The organism is Pseudomonas sp. JDS28PS106, assembly GCF_036706555.1.
Classification (GTDB): Bacteria; Pseudomonadota; Gammaproteobacteria; order Pseudomonadales; family Pseudomonadaceae; genus Aquipseudomonas.
The window spans coordinates 211413-229387 of the sequence record NZ_JBAJGT010000001.1 but is presented as its reverse complement, the minus strand read 5'-3'; the positions used below and the strand labels follow the sequence as shown (position 1 = coordinate 229387).

At 64.3% G+C, this 17975-nt stretch carries 14 protein-coding genes and 1 pseudogene; 8 read left to right on the top strand and 7 right to left on the bottom strand.

The genetic code is table 11. The annotated features are described in order from the left end of the window. Genes TRP66_RS00980 through TRP66_RS00955 form a run of 6 tightly spaced genes read left to right on the top strand, consistent with a single transcriptional unit; the run spans nt 1 to nt 5186 of the window. A complete protein-coding gene (locus TRP66_RS00980; RefSeq protein ID WP_333399447.1) occupies nt 1-798 on the top strand; it encodes an ABC transporter permease in 798 nt (265 codons plus the stop codon). Further along, nucleotides 795-1937 carry an NAD(P)/FAD-dependent oxidoreductase gene (locus TRP66_RS00975; protein WP_333399446.1) on the top strand — a complete coding sequence of 381 codons (1143 nt, stop codon included), beginning with the start codon at nt 795-797 and terminating at the stop codon, nt 1935-1937. The genes TRP66_RS00980 and TRP66_RS00975 overlap by 4 nt, the downstream gene beginning before the upstream one ends. Continuing rightward, nucleotides 1927-2286, top strand: a complete 360-nt coding sequence (locus tag TRP66_RS00970) for a (2Fe-2S)-binding protein (protein WP_333399445.1) — start codon at nt 1927-1929, stop codon at nt 2284-2286. Before TRP66_RS00975 ends, TRP66_RS00970 begins: the two co-directional genes overlap by 11 nt. Further along, the gene (locus TRP66_RS00965) at nt 2276-3652 is read left to right on the top strand and encodes an FAD/NAD(P)-dependent oxidoreductase (protein ID WP_333399444.1); all 1377 of its coding nucleotides are present in this window, start codon (nt 2276-2278) and stop codon (nt 3650-3652) included. Before TRP66_RS00970 ends, TRP66_RS00965 begins: the two co-directional genes overlap by 11 nt. Next, nucleotides 3645-4817 carry an NAD(P)/FAD-dependent oxidoreductase gene (locus TRP66_RS00960; protein WP_333399443.1) on the top strand — a complete coding sequence of 391 codons (1173 nt, stop codon included), beginning with the start codon at nt 3645-3647 and terminating at the stop codon, nt 4815-4817. The genes TRP66_RS00965 and TRP66_RS00960 overlap by 8 nt, the downstream gene beginning before the upstream one ends. An 18-nt stretch (nt 4818-4835) precedes the next feature. Then, complete coding sequence (locus TRP66_RS00955; RefSeq protein ID WP_333399880.1) at nt 4836-5186, top strand: RidA family protein; 351 nt, start codon at nt 4836-4838, stop codon at nt 5184-5186. A gap of 229 nt (nt 5187-5415) precedes the next feature. On the opposite strand, the gene mqo is transcribed toward TRP66_RS00955, so the two are convergent. Then, entirely contained in the window at nt 5416-7080 is a 1665-nt protein-coding gene (gene mqo, locus TRP66_RS00950) for a malate dehydrogenase (quinone) (protein WP_442965146.1), read from the bottom strand. 245 nt (nt 7081-7325) lie between these two features. Beyond that, entirely contained in the window at nt 7326-7652 is a 327-nt protein-coding gene (locus TRP66_RS00945; protein WP_333399442.1) for a hypothetical protein, read from the bottom strand. Nucleotides 7653-7920: 268 nt separating this feature from the next. Between TRP66_RS00945 and TRP66_RS00940 the strand changes: the two genes are divergently transcribed. Continuing rightward, nucleotides 7921-10785 carry a PAS domain-containing protein gene (locus tag TRP66_RS00940; protein ID WP_442965155.1) on the top strand — a complete coding sequence of 955 codons (2865 nt, stop codon included), beginning with the start codon at nt 7921-7923 and terminating at the stop codon, nt 10783-10785. Between the two features lie 52 nt (nt 10786-10837). Here TRP66_RS00940 and TRP66_RS00935 read toward each other — a convergent pair whose 3' ends face one another. Beyond that, nucleotides 10838-11368, bottom strand: coding sequence for a glyoxalase superfamily protein (locus TRP66_RS00935; protein WP_333399441.1), 531 nt, complete (start codon nt 11366-11368; stop codon nt 10838-10840). A 273-nt stretch (nt 11369-11641) separates the two neighbouring features. On the opposite strand from TRP66_RS00935, the gene surE reads away from it, so the two are divergent. Further along, the gene (surE, locus tag TRP66_RS00930; RefSeq protein WP_333399440.1) at nt 11642-12430 is read left to right on the top strand and encodes a 5'/3'-nucleotidase SurE; all 789 of its coding nucleotides are present in this window, start codon (nt 11642-11644) and stop codon (nt 12428-12430) included. Here the strand turns inward: surE and TRP66_RS00925 are convergent. The 4 genes and pseudogenes from TRP66_RS00925 to TRP66_RS00910 all read right to left on the bottom strand — a co-directional run bounded on the left by TRP66_RS00925 (nt 12416) and on the right by TRP66_RS00910 (nt 17962). Next, nucleotides 12416-13570 (bottom strand): annotated as a pseudogene (locus TRP66_RS00925) (alpha/beta hydrolase). The gene surE and the pseudogene TRP66_RS00925 overlap by 15 nt on opposite strands. Nucleotides 13571-14045: 475 nt before the next feature. After that, nucleotides 14046-16442 carry a TonB-dependent receptor gene (locus TRP66_RS00920; protein WP_333399439.1) on the bottom strand — a complete coding sequence of 799 codons (2397 nt, stop codon included), beginning with the start codon at nt 16440-16442 and terminating at the stop codon, nt 14046-14048. Between the two features lie 69 nt (nt 16443-16511). Then, complete coding sequence (locus TRP66_RS00915) at nt 16512-17462, bottom strand: FecR family protein (RefSeq protein WP_333399438.1); 951 nt, start codon at nt 17460-17462, stop codon at nt 16512-16514. After that, the gene (locus tag TRP66_RS00910) at nt 17459-17962 is read right to left on the bottom strand and encodes an RNA polymerase sigma factor (protein ID WP_333399437.1); all 504 of its coding nucleotides are present in this window, start codon (nt 17960-17962) and stop codon (nt 17459-17461) included. Before TRP66_RS00910 ends, TRP66_RS00915 begins: the two co-directional genes overlap by 4 nt. Between the last annotated feature and the right edge of the window lie 13 nt (nt 17963-17975).

The window sequence follows — 17975 nt, the reverse complement described above, 5'->3', positions numbered from 1 at the left end:
ATGCACAAGAACGGATTTTTCTCGCTGCTGTACCACATCGCCTTCGTCACTTTCATTGTCGCGCCGCTGGTGGTGGTCATGGCAATGGCCTTCACTGACAAGGGCTACCTGTCGTTGCCCACTGATGGCCTGTCGCTGCGCTGGTTCGAAGCGCTGCTGGACAACCGCGAAATGATCGACGCCTTCGTCCTGTCTCTTCAGCTGGGACTCGCGTCGGCGACCATCGCGGCATTGCTGGCGATACCGGCGGCGCTGGCGATCAGTCGCTACGACTTCCCAGGCCGCGGCGCGTTGACCGGGTTTCTGCTGTCGCCACTGATGATCCCGTCGGTGGTACTGGGCATCGCCTTTCTGCGGTTCTTTTCCCTGGCGCAGATCGGTGGCTCGTTCTGGGCGCTGACCATGACCCACGTCATCGTGGTACTGCCTTATGCGCTGCGGCTGACGCTGGCCTCGACCATCGGTCTTGAGCGCGACATCGAGCAGGCGGCGCTGTCTCTGGGCGCGAGCCGCTGGACCGCGTTCTACCGGGTGGTGCTGCCGCGTATCCGCACCGGCGTGATCGGTGGCTGGATGCTGGCGTTCATCCAGAGCTTCGACGAACTGACCATGACCGTGTTCGTCGCCACGCCTGGCACGACCACCTTGCCGGTCGCGATGTACAACCAGATCTCGCAGACCATCGATCCGTTGATCACCGCGGTCTCCACGGTCCTGATCGTCGGGACCCTGCTGCTGATGCTGATCCTCGACCGCATGGTCGGCCTGGACCGGGTACTGATCGGAGAGGGCAAATGAATCAGAGCACACACAATGACGTGCACGCCGAGGCAATCGTGATCGGCGGCGGACTGGTGGGGATGGCCGTGGCCTACGGGCTGGCGAGCAGCGGCGCGCAGACAGTCGTGCTCGATCAGGGCGACGATGCATTCCGGGCTTCGCGCGGCAATTTCGGGCTGGTGTGGGTGCAAGGCAAGGGACACGACCTGCCGGACTACTCGCGCTGGACCCGCTCTTCCGCCAGCCGCTGGCCCGGCTTCGCTCGGCAATTGCTGGCCGACAGTGGCGTCGACGTGCAACTGCGCCAGCCCGGCGGTTTTCACATGTGTTTCAGCGATCAGGAGTTGATCGAACGCCAGTCACGCCTGCAGACCCTCAAGGACGCTGTCGGCGACTACCCGTTTGAAATGCTCGATGCGGCCGAACTCAAGGCGAGGCTGCCGCTGATTGGCCCGGCGGTGGTTGGCGCCAGCTACACGCCTCAGGACGGCCACGTCAATCCGCTCAAGCTTCTGCGCGCTTTGCACGCTTCCGCGCAGGCCAAGGGCGCACGGCTGCATGGCGGCCTGCACGTCGAGCGAATCGAATGTGGCGCCGGTGAATTCCGTGTCACGACAGCGCGAGGCCGGTTCGTCGCACCGCGCATTGTGCTGGCGGCCGGGCTGGGTAATCCGGGTCTGGCCCGTCAGGTCGGCCTGCATGCGCCGGTCGCGCCCAACCGCGGACAGGTGCTGATCAGCGAGCGCGTTCGTCCCTTTCTGGAGTACCCGACCATCAACGTGCGCCAGACCGACGAAGGCACGGTGCAGCTGGGGGATTCGATGGAGGAGGTGGGCTTTGACGACAGCACCTCCACCGAGGTACTGGCCGCCATTGCCCGGCGTGGCGTGTCGACCTTCCCGCTGCTACGCGATGTCCGGCTGGTTCGGGCCTGGGGCGCGTTGCGGGTCATGAGCCCGGACGGCTATCCGATCTATCAGCAATCCGAGACCTACCCCGGCGCATTCGTGGTCACCTGCCACAGCGGCGTGACCCTGGCCGCCGCGCATGCGCTGCGCATCGCGCCCTGGATTCTGGGGGGCGCCCGGCCTGACGAGTTGTCCGTATTTACCGGCGAGCGTTTTCTTACCGACAAGGTGTTTTCCCATGCGCACTGATCCGTTATTTCAACCCGTTGCCAGCGAAGCCGGAACGGCGCGTACTGTGACCCTGACGTTCAACGGACAGCCGCTCAGCGTGCCGGCCGGCACCAGCGTCGCCGCTGCCTTGCTCATGTCCGGGGTGAACCGCTTTCGCGCCACCCCGGTCAGCGAAGCACCGCGCGCGCCTTACTGCATGATGGGCGTGTGCTTCGAGTGTCTGGTGGACATTGACGGCGTGCCGAATCGCCAGAGTTGCCTGATCGAAGTCGCAGAAGGCATGCGCATCCGTTCCCAGGAAGGCGCGCGGGATTTGTTGTTCGAAGCGGCAACGGTGCAGGTCATGGAGGTGCAGCATGAATCATGAGAGCGTGGACGTGGTGGTCATTGGAGCCGGAGCGGCAGGCATGAGCGGCGCGGTGGCCTTGTCGGCCATGGGGCTCGAGGTCGTGCTGCTGGATGAGCAGGCCAGTCCGGGCGGGCAGATTTACCGGGGCATCACCCTGGCGCCGCTGGCGCGCCGCGACATGCTGGGGCCCGATTATGCGCGGGGCAATGAACTGGCGCAGGCGTTGAAGGCTTCGTCGGTACGCTACGAAAAGGGCGCCTCCGTGTGGCAGGTGACCCGCGAGCATCAGGTCAGCTATCTGCGGGGCGGACGTTTGCAAACCCTCGACGCGCGCGCCGTACTGTTGGCGACCGGCGCCATGGAGCGCCCGTTTCCGATTCCGGGCTGGACGCTGCCAGGCGTCATGACCGCCGGCGCGGCGCAGATTCTGCTCAAAAGCTCGGGGCTTGCGCCTGGAGAACCGGTGGTGCTGGCTGGTTGCGGGCCGCTGCTGTATCTGCTGGGCTGGCAATACCTGCGCGCTGGCGTGACCATCAAAGCGCTGGTCGATACCACTTTGCCGCAAGACTACTGGCGGGCGCGGCGTCACCTGTTCGCCGCGCTGCGCGCCTGGCCCTACCTGCGCAAGGGGCTGGAGCTGATGCGCAGCCTGCGTAGCGCGGGCACGCCTCACTTCACCGGCGCCGAGCAACTGGCAATCGAAGGTGATGATGCGGCGCGGGCGTTGACCTTCATGGTCGGGGGCAAGGCGCAGCGTATTGCCACGCGTTGCGTGCTGCTGCATCAGGGCGTGGTGCCCAATATTCAGTTCAGCCAGTCGCTGCGCGCACGCCATCAGTGGGATGAGGATCAACTGTGCTTCAGGCCGGTCACCGATGCCTGGGGCGAGCTGGATGTGCCATGTGTTTACGCGGCGGGTGACGGCGTCGGCATCGGCGGCGCGCAGGCTGCTGCGTTGCAGGGCGAACTGGCGGCACTGGGCATCGGCGCGCGACTGGGCGTGATCGACGGTGCCGATCGCGATCAGCGAGCCGTCGCGCCGCGCACAGCGCTCGACAGCAATTTGCGCATCCGGCCATTTCTCGATGCCCTGTATGAGCCCAAGGAACAGAACCGGATTCCGGCCGATGACGTCGTGGTCTGCCGTTGCGAGGAAGTCACGGCTGGTGAACTGCGCCGCTTCGTCGAGCTTGGCTGTAGCGGTCCGAATCAGGCCAAGTCGTTCGGTCGCTGCGGCATGGGGCCTTGCCAAGGCAGGATGTGCGGCCTGACCGTGACCGAAGTCATTGCCCAGGCGCGCGGCGTGTCGGCTCAGGAGGTCGGCTACTACCGGATTCGTCCGCCGATCAAGCCCATCACCCTGGGAGAACTGGCCGGTGACTGACCCGCGCGGACAACAAAGCGATGTCCTGATCATCGGCGGCGGCATCCACGGGATGAGCACGGCCTTCCATCTCGCCCGCCGAGGCGTCCGGGTCAGGGTGCTGGAAGCCGATTACTGCGGCCGCCATGCCTCGGGCGTCAACGCCGGCGGCGTGCGGACGCTTGGCCGGCATGCGCCGGAAATCCCCTTGGCGCTGGCGTCCCGGGCGCTCTGGCATCAGATGGGCGCACTGCTGGGCGACGACGGCGGCTTCGTGCCCAGTGGTCAGCTGAAACTGGCAGAGAATCCGGCCGAACTGGAGGCTTGCAGGCTTCGGGTCGAGGAACTGCAGGCGCTCGGTTTTGACCATGAATTGCTGGTCGACCGGGATCAGGTGCTGGAGATCATTCCGACCGTCGCCCGGCATGTTGTGGGCGGCATCTGGGTGAAAGACGATGGCTATGCAGTGCCGTACCGGACCGTGACGGCCTTTCGGCTAGCGGCGCAGAGGCTGGGCGTAGAGGTCCATGAGCAGACGGCGGCGCTGCACATCGAACAGAGCGGAACCCTGTGGCGGGTTCGAACCCCGCGCGGTCTGTTCAGCGCCGAGCATCTGGTGGTGACGGCCGGTGCCTGGGCGGGAGAGCTGGCGGCACAAGTGGGCGAGCCGGTGCCGGTGCATCCCGAGGGCCTGATGCTGATGGTCACCCACCGGGTCGCGCCGTTTTGCGCGCCGGTGCTGGGTGCGACCGGCCGGGCGCTGTCGTTCAAGCAGTTCGCCAACGGCACCGTGGTAATCGGCGGCAAGCTGATCGGCTCTCTGGACTTCGCCGCACGCCACGGCGAGGTCGACATGACCCGGCTGGGCACCAGCGCACGAACCGTCACGGATTTGTTTCCCCATTTGCGGCATCTGGGAGTGAATCGGGTCTGGGCGGGCGTCGAAGCCTTCACCGCAGACGATCTGCCGGTGATCGGCGCCAGTCGCAAGGCCTCGAACCTGAGTTATTCCTTCGGCTTCTGCGGCAGCGGCTTCCAGATGGGGCCGGGCACTGGCCAGCGGCTGGCGCAACAGATTCTCGGCGAGCATTCCGACATTCTGCTGGATGCCTTCGCCATCGACCGTTTCAACCCCGCGACGGCCTCGCAACCGTCGCCGGTGCAACAGTTTTCAACCATCCCGTAACCCCAAGGAGTTCACATGCTGGAAATCAAACGTATCGAAACCAATCAACGCATGAGTCGCGTGGTGCAGTGCAACGGTTTCACTTTTATCGGCGGCCAGACGGCAGTCGACCGCAGCCTGGATATCAAAGGCCAGACTGCGCAGGTGCTGGAAAAGATCGACAGTTACCTGGACAAGGCCGGACTGGACAAAACCCGCATTCTCAGCGCGCAGGTGTGGCTGTCGGATATCCAGGCCAACTTCGCCGGCATGAACGAGGTCTGGGATGCCTGGGCGCCGGAAGGCCACGCCCCGGCCCGCGCAACCGTCGAGTCACGCCTCGCCGCGCCGGAACTGCTGGTGGAAATTGCCGTCGTCGCGGCCGGTTGATATCCCGCCGACCCCGTAGGAGCGGATTTATCCGCGATGGATTGGACAGACGCCGAATGTCTATTGCGCGTTTGATCGCTTCGCGGCTGAAGCCGCTCCTACGGGCTGCGCACGGCCCTGTAGAAGCCACCTTGGTGGCGATGATTGTCGGATTGATCGCCAGCAAGCTGGCTCCCACGGGTATTGTGAGAGCTAGCTTGCAGACGCGATCTCGCGGGTCAACGAGCCATCAATCCTTGGGCTTGAGCGGTTCGGGATTCAGGTCGGGATCGGAATTGCTGTTCTCCTGACCGATCGGATCGGTTGCCGGTTTGACTTGCGCCGGTTGCTCCGAGATATCAGGCGGTGGCGCCAGTTGCAGCACGCGAGCCGTATAGGTCCATTCTTCCATCACACGCTTGGGATCGTCGTTCAGGCGCGTGCCATAGCTGGGAATGATCTGATGGAGCTTTGCCTGCCATTCAGGGCTGGCGACCTTGTCCTTGAAGACTCTCTGCATCACCTCAAGCATGATCGGTGCTGCGGTGGACGCACCCGGCGAAGCGCCCAGCAAACCGGCGATGGTGCCATCCTGGGAGCTCACCACCTCGGTGCCCAGTTTCAGCACGCCGCCCTTGTCCTTGTCGCGCTTGATGATCTGCACCCGCTGACCGGCCTGCCACAGACGCCAGTCTTCCTTCTTGGCATGCGGGAAATATTCCTTGAGGGCGTTGAAGCGGTCGTCATCGGACTGCATCAACTGGCCTGCCAGATACTGCACCAGGTCGAACTGATCGATGCCCACTTTGGTCATCGGCCAGAAGTTGTGCGTGGTCATGCTCGCGAACAGGTCCAGGTACGAACCTTCCTTGAGGAACTTGGTGGAGAAGGTCGCGAAAGGTCCGAACAGGATCACGCGCTTGCCGTCCAGCACGCGGGTATCCAGGTGCGGGACCGACATGGGCGGCGCGCCGGTCGAAGCGATGCCGTATGCCTTGGCCATGTGCTGCTGGGCAATGGTCGGGTTCTCGGTGACCAGGAAGGATCCGCCGACCGGGAAGCCTGCGTATTCACGGGCTTCGGGGATGCCGGATTTCTGCAGCAGTGGCAGGGCGCCGCCGCCGGCGCCGACGAACAGGAATTTGGCGTCGGTGGCCGATTTGGTCCCGTCCTTGAGGTTTTCATATTCCACATGCCAGGACCCGTCGTCATTGCGGGTAATGTCCTGGACTTCACTGGACAACTTGAGGGAGAAATTGGGCTGCTTCTGAAGATATCCCACAAACTGCCGGGTGATCTCGCCGAAGTTCACATCGGTACCGATCGGCGTCCAGGTGACGGCCAGTTTCTGATTGGGGTCGCGACCCTCCATCATCAGTGGCACCCACTTCTTGATCTGCTCGTGATCCTCGGAAAATTGCATTGGCCGGAACAATGGGCTGGCCTGCAAGGCTTCGTAACGTTTTTTAAGGAAACTGATATTGTCGTCGCCCCAGACGAAACTCATGTGCGGCGTGGTATTGATGAATGAGCGCGGGTTCTTCAGAACATCGTTCTGAACCTGCCAGGCCAGGAACTGACGGGTGATCTGAAAAGCTTCGTTGATTTCGATGGCTTTGGTGATGTTGATCTTGCCGTCGGGATCGGCCGGGGTGTAGTTCAACTCGGCGAGAGCGGAGTGTCCGGTCCCGGCATTGTTCCAGCCGTTGGAACTCTCTTCGGCAACTGCATCCAGACGCTCGACCATCTCCACGGACCAACCCGGCTCCAGTTCCTTGAGCCAGATGCCCAAGGTGGAACTCATGATGCCTCCGCCGACCAGCAGTACATCGACCTTCTTGGTTTCGGCCGCCTGTGCGCCGTTCAGCGTTACCGTCCCTGCAATGGCAATGGCCATCCAGATCGCGCCTTTCATATCGTTACTCCCGAGCAGTAATGCTTCTTTTCTAATGCCTTGACCGACGACGTTTCGCCGCGCGGGCGCGCCTGGCTTCACAGCCTTGTCCAGTTCGGACACTCTGGCTGCGCTACGGTGCGACGAGATCGACGGATGGTGCGCTGACAGGAACCAGGCACGATTTGAAAAGGGCGCGAAAGAGGTAACGCTTGATAACGAAAAACCGCCGCAATGTTCTTGCGGCGGTATCAGCGGGATTTGCATTACCAGCGGCGATGATCGTCGTGATGCCGGTTGACGTATCGACCGTCATCGTGGAAGTCGATCCGGCGATCATCCCGATAATAGTGACGCGGCGGGGGCACGGGCCTGCGGTCTTCGAAGCGCGGGGCATATGCCATTTCCCGGTATCGCGGGGCGGGCCGATGATGGTGATCCTGCCCGGCGTTGCTGAGCGCTGTGGCCAGCACAGCGCCGACGGCGGCGCCGGCGATGACCGGCACTACCACATTGCGGTCGCTCGCCGAAGCGGTCCCGGCGCCGATCAGGCATCCGGTCAGAAGCAGGGCTTGGGTCATTTTCGCGAACATGGTATCTCCTCTGGCGGCTGTGGAATTCGCCATGGATCTATTGAACACCGGGGCGGTGTAAACGCGGGTCTGGATTGGGTAAAGGTTGAGTAAAGCCAGCCAGCCACAATTTTGGCCGGGCAGATGCGTTTCGATGTGCAAATTGCCAGTATTTCTGATCTGATTGCGGCCTGAGCAGGCGGCCACCCGCCCCGCGACCTAGGAATGACGACACGTGAGTGGAAACGAGCTGAAGTATCTGAGCCGCGAAGCGCTCGAAGCTGAGGTATTGCGCTTGCGTGCGGCTCTGGCCCAGAACCACGCACCGCAGCAGAGCGCGGCCTGTCCCCAGGCATGGCGCGACGCCGGACATCGCGCGATCTTCGAGTGCGCAACGCATTTTGCCATGATCGTGACAAATCCCCACGGCATCATTACGGACTGGAACCCTGCCGCGGAGCATCTGCTGGGCTGGTCGGCCGAGCAGATGCGCGGGCAGACGGTCGAGCGCTTCTTCACCCCCGAGGATCGTGCTTGCGGACGTATCGAGCAGGAGATGCGCGATACGTTGCGCGAAGGGCGCGCGCTGGACAAGCGTTGGCATCTGCGCCGGGACGGGGGGCGATTCTGGGCGTCGAGCGAGATGATGCCGCTGCATGGCCAGTCAGGTGGGCACCTGGGTTTCGTGAAGATCCTGCGCGACAGGACCGCCGAGCACCTGGCGGGTCGTGCGCTCGAAGAAACCCAAACGCGCTATCGCCTGGTCGCCAAGGCCACCAGCGATGCGATATGGGACTGGGATCTGCCGGGCAATCACGTGCTCTGGAACGACGCGCTGGAGCAGGCCTACGGCCACTCGCCGACCAGCGTCGAGAATACTGGCGAGTGGTGGCTGAGCCAGATCCATCCCGATGATCGTCCTCGGGTCTACACCTCGATCCATGCAGTGATCGACGGTGACGGGAGTGCCTGGACCGAGGAATACCGTTTCAAAAGAGTTGACGGATCCTGGGCCGAAGTGCTCGACCGGGGCCATGTCCTGCGCGCGCCTGATGGTCGCGCCGTACGCATGATCGGCGCCATGCTGGACCTGACCCGTCTGCGAACCGCCGAGACGGCCTTGCGCCGTACCGAGGAACGCTTTCGCACCATTCTGGAAACCATCGAAGCGGCGTTCGCCATCGTTCAAGTCAAGTTCGACGCCGACGACCGTCCGATCGACTATCGCTTTCTGGAAGCCAACCCGGCGTTCGAGCGCCATTCCGGGGTCAACCTGCGCGGCAAATGGGTGACCGAGTTCGCGCCGGACCTGGAGCAATTCTGGTTCGACGCCTACGGCCATGTCGCCAAGACCGGCGAATCCGCCAACTTCGAAAGCTACGCCTCGCACTTCGAGCGCTGGTTCGATGTACGCGCGGTGAGCGTGGGCGATCCGGCGGACCGCCAGCTGGCGATCTTCTTCAGCGACGTGACCGAGCGGCGCAATGCCCAGGAACGCTTGCTCGCCAGCGAGGCCCTGGCCCGTGAAAGCGTGGAGCGCGTCCAGCTGGCGCTCGCCGCCGGCGCAATCATCGGCACCTGGCACTGGGATATACCCAGCGACTGTTTTACTGTGGACGAGGGTTTTGCCCGGTCGTTCGGGCTGGACCCGGCGCTGGGTCGCCAGGGCCTGACCCTTGAACAGGTCGTCGCGTCGGTGCATCCGGAGGACCGGGCCGGGTTGTCGGCGGCCATCAATGAAGCGATTGTCCGGGGCGGTGCCTATGCGCATCAGTATCGGGTGCGGCGCGCCGACGGCGAGTATTACTGGCTGGAAGCGAATGGCCGCGTCGATCTCGCCCCGGACGGCACCGCGTTGAGCCTGCCCGGCGTGTTGATCGACGTCGAGGAGCGCCGGGCCGTGGAAGCCGAGCGCGACCGCGCGATCGCCGCGTTGCGCGCCCTCAATGACACCCTTGAACAGCGCGTTGCCACCCGGACCGCCGAACTGATGCAGGCCGAGGAGAAACTGCGTCAGTCGCAGAAAATGGAGGCGGTGGGGCAGTTGACCGGCGGTCTGGCCCACGACTTCAACAACCTGCTGGCCGGCATTTCCGGATCGCTGGAGCTGATGGACAAGCGCTTCAAGCAAGGCCGTTTCAGCGAGATGGACAAGTACATGACGACCGCGCAAAGCGCGGCCAGGCGCGCGGCGGCGGTGACCCACCGTCTGCTGGCTTTCTCCCGGCGCCAGACCCTGGACCCGCGCCCCACCGACGTCAATGCGCTGATGGAAGGCATGACCGACCTGATCCAGCGCACGGTAGGGCCGGGTATCGCCGTCGAGACCATCGCCGACCCACAGCTGTGGCCGGCGCTGGTGGACGTCAGCCAGCTGGAAAACGCCCTGCTGAATCTATGCATCAATGCCCGCGACGCGATGCCCGACGGCGGGCGCATTACGCTGACCACCGCCAACCTGTGCATGGACCGCGAGACGGCCCGGACCTACGACCTGCCCGAAGGCCAGTACTTGTCGTTATGTGTCACGGATACCGGCACCGGCATGACTCCCGATGTGCTCGCCAACGCCTTCGACCCGTTCTTCACCACCAAGCCCATCGGCCAGGGAACGGGGCTCGGTCTGTCGATGATCTATGGCTTCGCCAAGCAGTCCGGCGGTCAGGTGCGGCTCAATTCGCAGCTGGGGCAGGGCACCAGCCTGTGCATCTGGCTGCCTCGTTATTTCGGGGACGCGACCGCGGACGAAGCTCAGGCGGCCCTGCCACCGGCAGCGTTCGAGCAAACCGGGGAAACCATCCTGATCGTCGACGACGAACCCACAGTCCGGATGCTGCTGGCAGACGTGCTCGGCGACCTTGGCTACACCCTGATCGAGGCCGTGGACAGCGTCGCTGGTCTCAAGGTATTGCGCTCGGACGTGCACATCGACCTGCTCATCACCGATGTCGGCCTGCCCGGCGGCATGAACGGACGACAGATGGCCGACGCAGGACGCGAAGTGCGGCCGCATCTGCGCACGCTGTTCATCACCGGTTATGCCGAGAACGCCGCGCTGAGCGGCGATGCGCTGGGGCATGGCATGCAAGTACTGACCAAGCCCTTCAAGGTCGACGTGCTGGCCGCCAGGGTCAGGGAATTGATGGCGCCCTGACGACTCGCTCAGGGCTCCGAAGCGCGGGCAGTCGTGACCGTCCGCGCACTGCTCAGCTTTGACAGAAACGTATGCGGTTGCCGAACGGGTCGTAGACCTCCAGCAGCCGTCCCCAGTCCTGCTCGACGATTTCCGGGCGGCCGTAGCGATAGCCTTTGGTCGCCAGTTCGTCCCGCAGCGCCTCGATGCCCTGCATCGGGACGAACACGGTCGAGCCGGGGCTGGCGTCGCCGTGGTGTTCGGAAAGATGCAGCTTCAGGCCGGCGCGATCAATACCCAGGTACAGCGGCAGGTCTGCGGCGAAGCGATGCTCGAACTCGACGCCGAAGCCGAGAAACTCCAGATAGAACTCGCGGGCCTTGGCTTCATCGAACATGCGCAGGATCGGGACCGGTCGGTCGAAATTGATGCGCTGCGACGGCGTGTCCGCCGGCAAGGTGGCCGCCGCAGTATTCCAGTCCTTGTGGCCCAGCTGTTGCGCTACCAGTTCAAGGGCGGCGCTGTGAGAGATTTCGTGCTGCCGCGAGGCCAGAGAGGCGCGCAGGCGCTTGGCCATTTGCTTGGCGTGTGCAATGGAAGACATCGTGACTCCTGTGGTCCGGACCTGCGGGTGCTCGCGTTGCCAAACCGGACGTTCAAGAGAGCGACGGGGTTTGCACAGAATAAGAAACCTGCTTTCACCAGACCCAAAGGGCGCGAGCGGCGGGCAGCAGAGGCCGACGCGGATCTTACCGTGCAGCGTGCGGCAGAGGAAGACGCCGCCAGGAACTGCCGGGACGTGGCAACGTCTACTGGCGGACCGTCGAACGGCCGCCCGTCGACCGAGCATCCAGCCCCTGCATGAAGGAGAGTGGCGTTGAGTACATCCGGTTACCTGTTCGAGCGCGTATTGCTCACCAACGACGACGGCATCGCCGACCCCGGTCTGCGGGTGCTGGAGGAGATCGCGGCACAGATTGCCAGAGAGGTCTGGGTGGTCGCGCCGCTGCTGGACCAGAGTGGCACCTCCCACTCCCTGAGTCTGCACGATCCTTTGCGGATCAGTCACCACGGCGAGCGCCGGATGGCGGTCTCCGGCACGCCGGGCGATTGCGTCGCCCTGGCGCTGGGGCATCTGATGCGCGACGGGCTGCCGGATCTGGTGCTGTCCGGGGTGAACCGCGGCGCGAATCTGGGACTGGAAACGGTATTTTCCGGAACGGTCGGCGCCGCGATGACGGCGCTGATGTTCGGCGTCAAGTCGATCGCCCTCAGCCAGGCGTTCGTCGACCGCGCGGCGGTGCCTTGGGAAGTCGCGCAAGCCCATGGCATTACGAGCGTTCGGCGGGTGCTGGAACTGGACTGGCCGGCCGATGCCTGCATCAACCTCAACTTCCCGGCTTGCGCCCCTGAGCAGGTGAAGCCGCTGAAACTGACCACACAAGGCCGGGGGCATCTCAAGGACATACAAGTGCAGACCCGAACCGACCCGCGCGATCTGGATTACTACTGGCTGAGGCTCAATCGCCAGGACCCTGTCGATGCCGATGACGCCGAAGGTGCCTGCCTGCGCCAGGGCCATGTCACGGCGACGCCGCTGATGTTCGAACGTACCCATTCGGCGGCGCTGGCGCAGATGCGCGCCCGGCTGTCAGCGGGCGAGTGACTGCACGCTGGCCGCCTGGCCGGTTGCAGCTTCGCGCCGGGACTCCATGCCAAGCAGCACTTGCAGACCCTGGCTCAGCTCTGGGCCCCATTGTGCATAATCGTGGCCGCCGGCGAACTCGCCATAGTCCACTTGATAACCTTTGGCTTTAAGCACATCCCTGAAGTGCCGGTTGGTGTCCAGAATGCCGGCCTGGCTGGCTTTTCCTGGTTCGAACAGCCCGGCCCGGAGAAAGAACCGGACGGGCAGCCTGTCGCCGTCTCGCACCAGCCGCGTAAGCCATTGCGACTCCGCGTGGGGCGGACTCCACCAGAGCGATCCGGACAGAGACAGCACATTGCCGAACCGGTCCGGGTAGCGCAGCGCCGCATAAGAGCTGGCGATGCCGCCATAACTGGAACCGGCGATCACGGTATTCGCGGCGCTGGCCGAGATGCCCTGCGTACGCGCCTAAGGCAGCAATTCTTGGGCAAGAAAGCGGGCGAAGTCTTGATTCGGCGGCAGTTCCCGGGCTCTGGCGGCGGCGTCCGGGTTGGCAATGATCAGCGCTGCGGTGGGGATGATGCGCCGCTGCGCGATGAGGTTGTCCAGCAGTGTGGCGGTCGGCACCTGACGCAGATAGGCATGGGCATCGAACAGCACCAGCAGGCCTCGCTCGTCAGCGTTGGGCTGCCAGCCGGCGGGGCGGTAGAGGTACACCGCTCGCTGATTGCCCAATAGCGCGCTCTCGAGGACCTGGCGCTGCATCGTTCCGGCGGGCACCGATGCGTCCGGCAGCAGCTCGGGATGCTGCGGGGCATCGGGAAGGGTCAGCAGCGACTTCTGCTGCCATCGGTCGTCGCCCGGTTGCCCGGCAAAGACCGAAGGATTCAGCGGGTCCCGCTGTGCCGTGGCAAGCAGCGCGCGTCGCCGGTCCGGTAAGCTTTCGGGAAGCGCGGGGACGTCCGGCGCCAGCTGGTAGCTGATCCGGGTCGAGGTAGGCACCCGGTAGCTCCGGTACCAGACATCGGTTCCCGGCAAACGCGCCAGATCATCGTGATTGCCGGACGGCGCGCCGAACAGCTTGACGTTGCGCTCGGCGCCGCGCCAGAGAAAGGTGACCAATGCGGTCTTGCCCACCGGATCGCTCTGCTCGATCATCGGCGTGCCCAGGCGCGCGCGTTCGGCCCAGAAACGGTCGGTATTGCCGCCGTCGCGTATTTGCGTGAAGAGTTCGCGCAGCGCAGGGCTTGCCGGTTCAGGTGCCGCAATGGACGGGGTCGAGCGCGGTATCAGCCGGCTGATGTGCAGCTCATACTCGGAAGTGTCGGAGTCGTTCGCCGGTTCAGGTCGAAGCAAAACGGTTTCGTCCCGCTCGGCGACGAACATGAAGTCGCGCGACAAGCCTTCGCCGTCTACCAGCAATCGCACGGCGTCACCCCTACCGTCAAGCAACCGCAGAGAGCCGCCGCTCAGGCTTCCCTGCACGAAGTCGCCTTCATGCACGGCCAGTCGCCATGTCTGAGGGTGCCGGTAATCGCCCCGAACCGTCGAGTCAGGATTCAGTACGTTGTCAGCAGCGGTCGCGCCCAGCGGAGTCATTGCCAGGGCCATGACCAGAAATCTTGTCCACATATCAGAAATCCACGCTGGCCGAGACTTTGAGAGTGCGCGGCTCGCCGATGGTGGCAAAACCGTCGTTGAACACGCCGGCCCAGTAGCTGCGGTTCTCGACGTTTTCCAGGCTGGTGCGCAGGGTCACATCCTTGCCTAGCACCCGCGTCGCATAGCGTGCGCCCAGGTCGTAACGGGTCCAGTGCGGGATTTTCAGCCGGTTGGCGTCGTCCAGATACTGCGAGCTGGTGTGGATGGCCAGCCCGGTCAGGGTCAGACCGTCGATCCAGGGCGTGTCCCATTCCGCGCCCAGGTTGGCGGTCCAGTCGGGTACGCCGTGGGCAGTATGGCCGTCATACTTGCCGTCCGCCGTGCGGGTCAGCACCGCGCGGGTGAAGGTCACGCCGCCCAGCAGGCGCACTGTAGGTGTCAGGCTGCCAAAGACATTCCACTCCACACCCCGGTTGCGCTGCTCGCCGCTGTCGCTGTAGCGGTTGCTGCCGGTGTCGAGCATCAGGCTCGGCTGTTCGATCTGGAACAGGCTCAAGGTATGGGCGAAGGTGCCAGCGTCCCACTTGGCGCCCACTTCCAGCTGTTTGGTCTTGTACGGGGCGAATTGTTCGCCGTAATTGGCCGCGCTGGTATCGCTTACTGTGCCGCCTTGAGCGAGGCCTTCGATGTAGTTGGCGTACAACGAGATGCTCGCGTCCCAGGGCTTGACCACAATGCCGACCGCAGGCGTCAAGGCGGTCTCGTCGTAGGTGGGCTTGCTCAGCTTCTGGCGGACGCGCTGGGAGCGCACACCCAATGTCAGTTTCACTTTGTCGTCGAGCATCGCCAGGGTGTCGGTGACCGCGAAGCTGGACAGGGTGTTGTCGCCAGTGCGCGAGGTCGAGCCGGTGCTGCCGGCGACCAGCGGATCACTGGGCTGGTAGATGTTGCTGGCGTAGGACGGACCGGTCACGGTGGCGGCCCGGCCGATGTCCTGTTGCAGCAGCGAGGCGCTTAGCGTGATGTTGTGGTTCACAGAGCCCGTGTCGAAGTTGCCGCGCACTCCGGCTTCCCCCGTCGTGCTGCGGGTATAGCCGGCCTGATTGTAGGTCTCGCCGGTGGCATCGCCCGCGGCATTGGTCACCCGCAGCCGGGTGCCGTTGAGAAAGCCCTTATACGAGCTCTTGGCGTGGCCGACGTTGGCATACGCCGACCAGCGATCACCAAGCTCGTACTCGCCGCGCAGCATCACTGCCTGGGTCACCTGCTTGGAATGGATACCGCGCAGGATGTTGGTATCGTTTTTAGGAGTTTTCAGCACCCGGCCCAGGGTGGCGAACCCCACCATCATGGGGCTGCCGTTGTCGGTATGTTCGTGGGACTCGTAGGCGTCCAGGTCCAGCTTCCAGCCTTCGCCCTGATAATCCATGCCGAGCGCCACGAGGTTGCGGGTCTTGGACTCGTCCTCGACGCCGGCCTTGCCGTCGCCGTACACGCCATTGAAGCGCACGCCGAATTGCTGTTGCTCGCCGAACCGGCGGCCCAGATCCAGATGCTCGGCGACATAGCCATCGCTTTCATAGCTGGTGGTCAACCGAGTCAGGGGCTCGGCGGCCGCGCGCTTGGGCACCAGGTTGATCATCCCGCCCACGTTGCCGCCCGGCGACATTCCGGACAGCAAGGCACTCGGCCCCTTGAGCACCTCGACTCGTTCGAGAAACTCTGTAGGCACATGACCGTCAGGCGCCATCCCGTACAGGCCGTTGACCGCCAGCTCGGTCGAGTTGAGCGGGTAGCCGCGCACCATGAAATTTTCATAGGCATGGCCTTCACCGGTGCTGAAGCGCACCGAAGGGTCGCTGCGTAGCAGCGCGCCCAGGGTGCCGCTCTGCTGATTTTCGATATGCCGAGCGGTGTAGGCAGTGATATTGAACGGCGCGTCCATGATGTCGGTGTCGCCCAGCACGCCAAGGCGCGCGGCCGTCGCAACCTGTCCGCCGCTGTACGCCTCGGAAGGCTGCCCGGACAGCTGCGCGCCGATTTGCGTGGCGTCCAGGGTGTCGGCATTGCCGCGCAGGATGATCACGCCGTTCTCTTCGCTGGCGATGATGCCGCTGTTGCCCAGCATCACCGCAAGGGCCTGCTGCAGACTGTACGAACCGTGCAGTGGTGGCGCCTGGCGACCCTGCAGAATCTGGCCGTCGGCCGCAATCGGGATGCCCCAGGCCCGGGTCAGGCTCTGCACCGCCGCGGCCAGAGGCTGGGCCGCAAGATCGAGTTCCAGGGTCCGGGCGCTGTTCAGCGCGCCCTCGGCCAGCGCCGGCAATGGCATCCATGAGCTGCCCGCAAGAGCGCACGCCAGCACCAGATGACGAAGGCGAGTGCCCGGGTGCGAGCATGGGCGGTCGGCATAACGCGAAAACAGCATGATCAGTCCTTGTAATGGTGAAGTCATATACGAGGACGTGGGACCAGGGCTTTACCCCTCAAAAATAATTCAGCGGGCGATCAGGCGCTGCTGGCCGTCGCCCAAGGTCAGCCGCACCGGCAATACCCGGGTGATGGTGTCGAGCACCTGGCGTGGCTGGTCGCCGGGAAAGCTGCCGGTAAAGCGCATGCCGGAGAGGGCCGGATCGCAGAACACCTCTTGATCGAGGTAAGCGTTGAGCTCGGCTATCACTTCCGGCAAAGACTTGTTGGTAAACATCCACCAGCCTTGCTGCCACTGTTCGAGGGCGTCCGCTGCAGCGACAGTGGGCTCGATCTGGCCTGGCTGACCGGTGGAGTCGAGGGTCAGCGCCTGACCCGCGCCCAGCAGACGCTCGACGCCGTGACTGCTGCGTACCTTCACCCGGCCGCGGCTGACCTCGACCCGGACCCCGAATCCTCGATCCGAGACGCTGAAAGCCGTGCCGATCACCTCCACTTCGCCCAGGCGCGTGCGAATCACGAACCGCCGCAACCGCTCGTGAGCCACGTCGAAATAAACATTGCCGTGCACCAGAAACACGCTCCGCTGCGTCAGGCCGTAGCTCACCTGCAGATTGCTTTCGGCGGCGAGGATCAGCCGGGTGCCGTCGGCCAGCGTGACCGGAGAGGGCGTCTGCCCATGCCCGGTGATCAGTTGCCGGTCGAAAACCTCCCGGCGCCACGACAGGCCCGCCCAGCCCGCCACCGCCAATACCCCAAGCAGTGCGCCGGAGCGTTGTAGCAGAGCGCGACGACTGATGGGGGGTGGCGACGGCGACAATTGCTCGCGCAGCGCGTCGCCCAGACCGTGAACCATCTGCCAGCGCATCCTCGCGTCTTGCCAGGCCTGCTCGTGACTGGCGCTGCGCTCGCGCCACTGGGCGATCTCTGCCGCTGCCTGCCGCTCGCGCTGCGGGTCGCCGCTATGCAGAGCCGCGAGGTAGACCAGCGCCTGCTGGACTTGACGGACATGCTTCATGGGCATGCTTCCATGGTCGCCATGCGCAACTCGGCCAGATCGAAGACGGCCCTGGCGATATGCAGCTCCACCGACTTGGCGGACAGCCCCAGGGCCGCGCAGACTTCCCGGTGACTCTGGCCATGCAGGCGGACCCGCACGAACACCTCTCGGCGCAGACGCGGCATGCGCTCGATATGCTCGATCAATTGCTGCAATTGCTGGCGAGCGATGGCCAGGGTCTCCATCGACGGTGTGGCCAGTGCAGCCCGCAACCACCAGTCTTCCAAAACGGTCTGCTCGATCCGGCGCTTGCGGAACTGGTCGATGCACAGGTTGCGGGCGGCTTGAAACAGCAGTGCCCGCGGGTTATCCACGGGCGAGGTGAGCGCATAAGCGTACACCTGCGCGAAGCTGGACTGGGCGATATCGGCGGCGTCGTCGCGGTGCCGCAGGCGCGCGGTGAGGTAGTGACGCAGGTCGGCGTACTGCGCTAGAAGGTCATCGATGACGCTTTGCAAGGTATGGGCACAC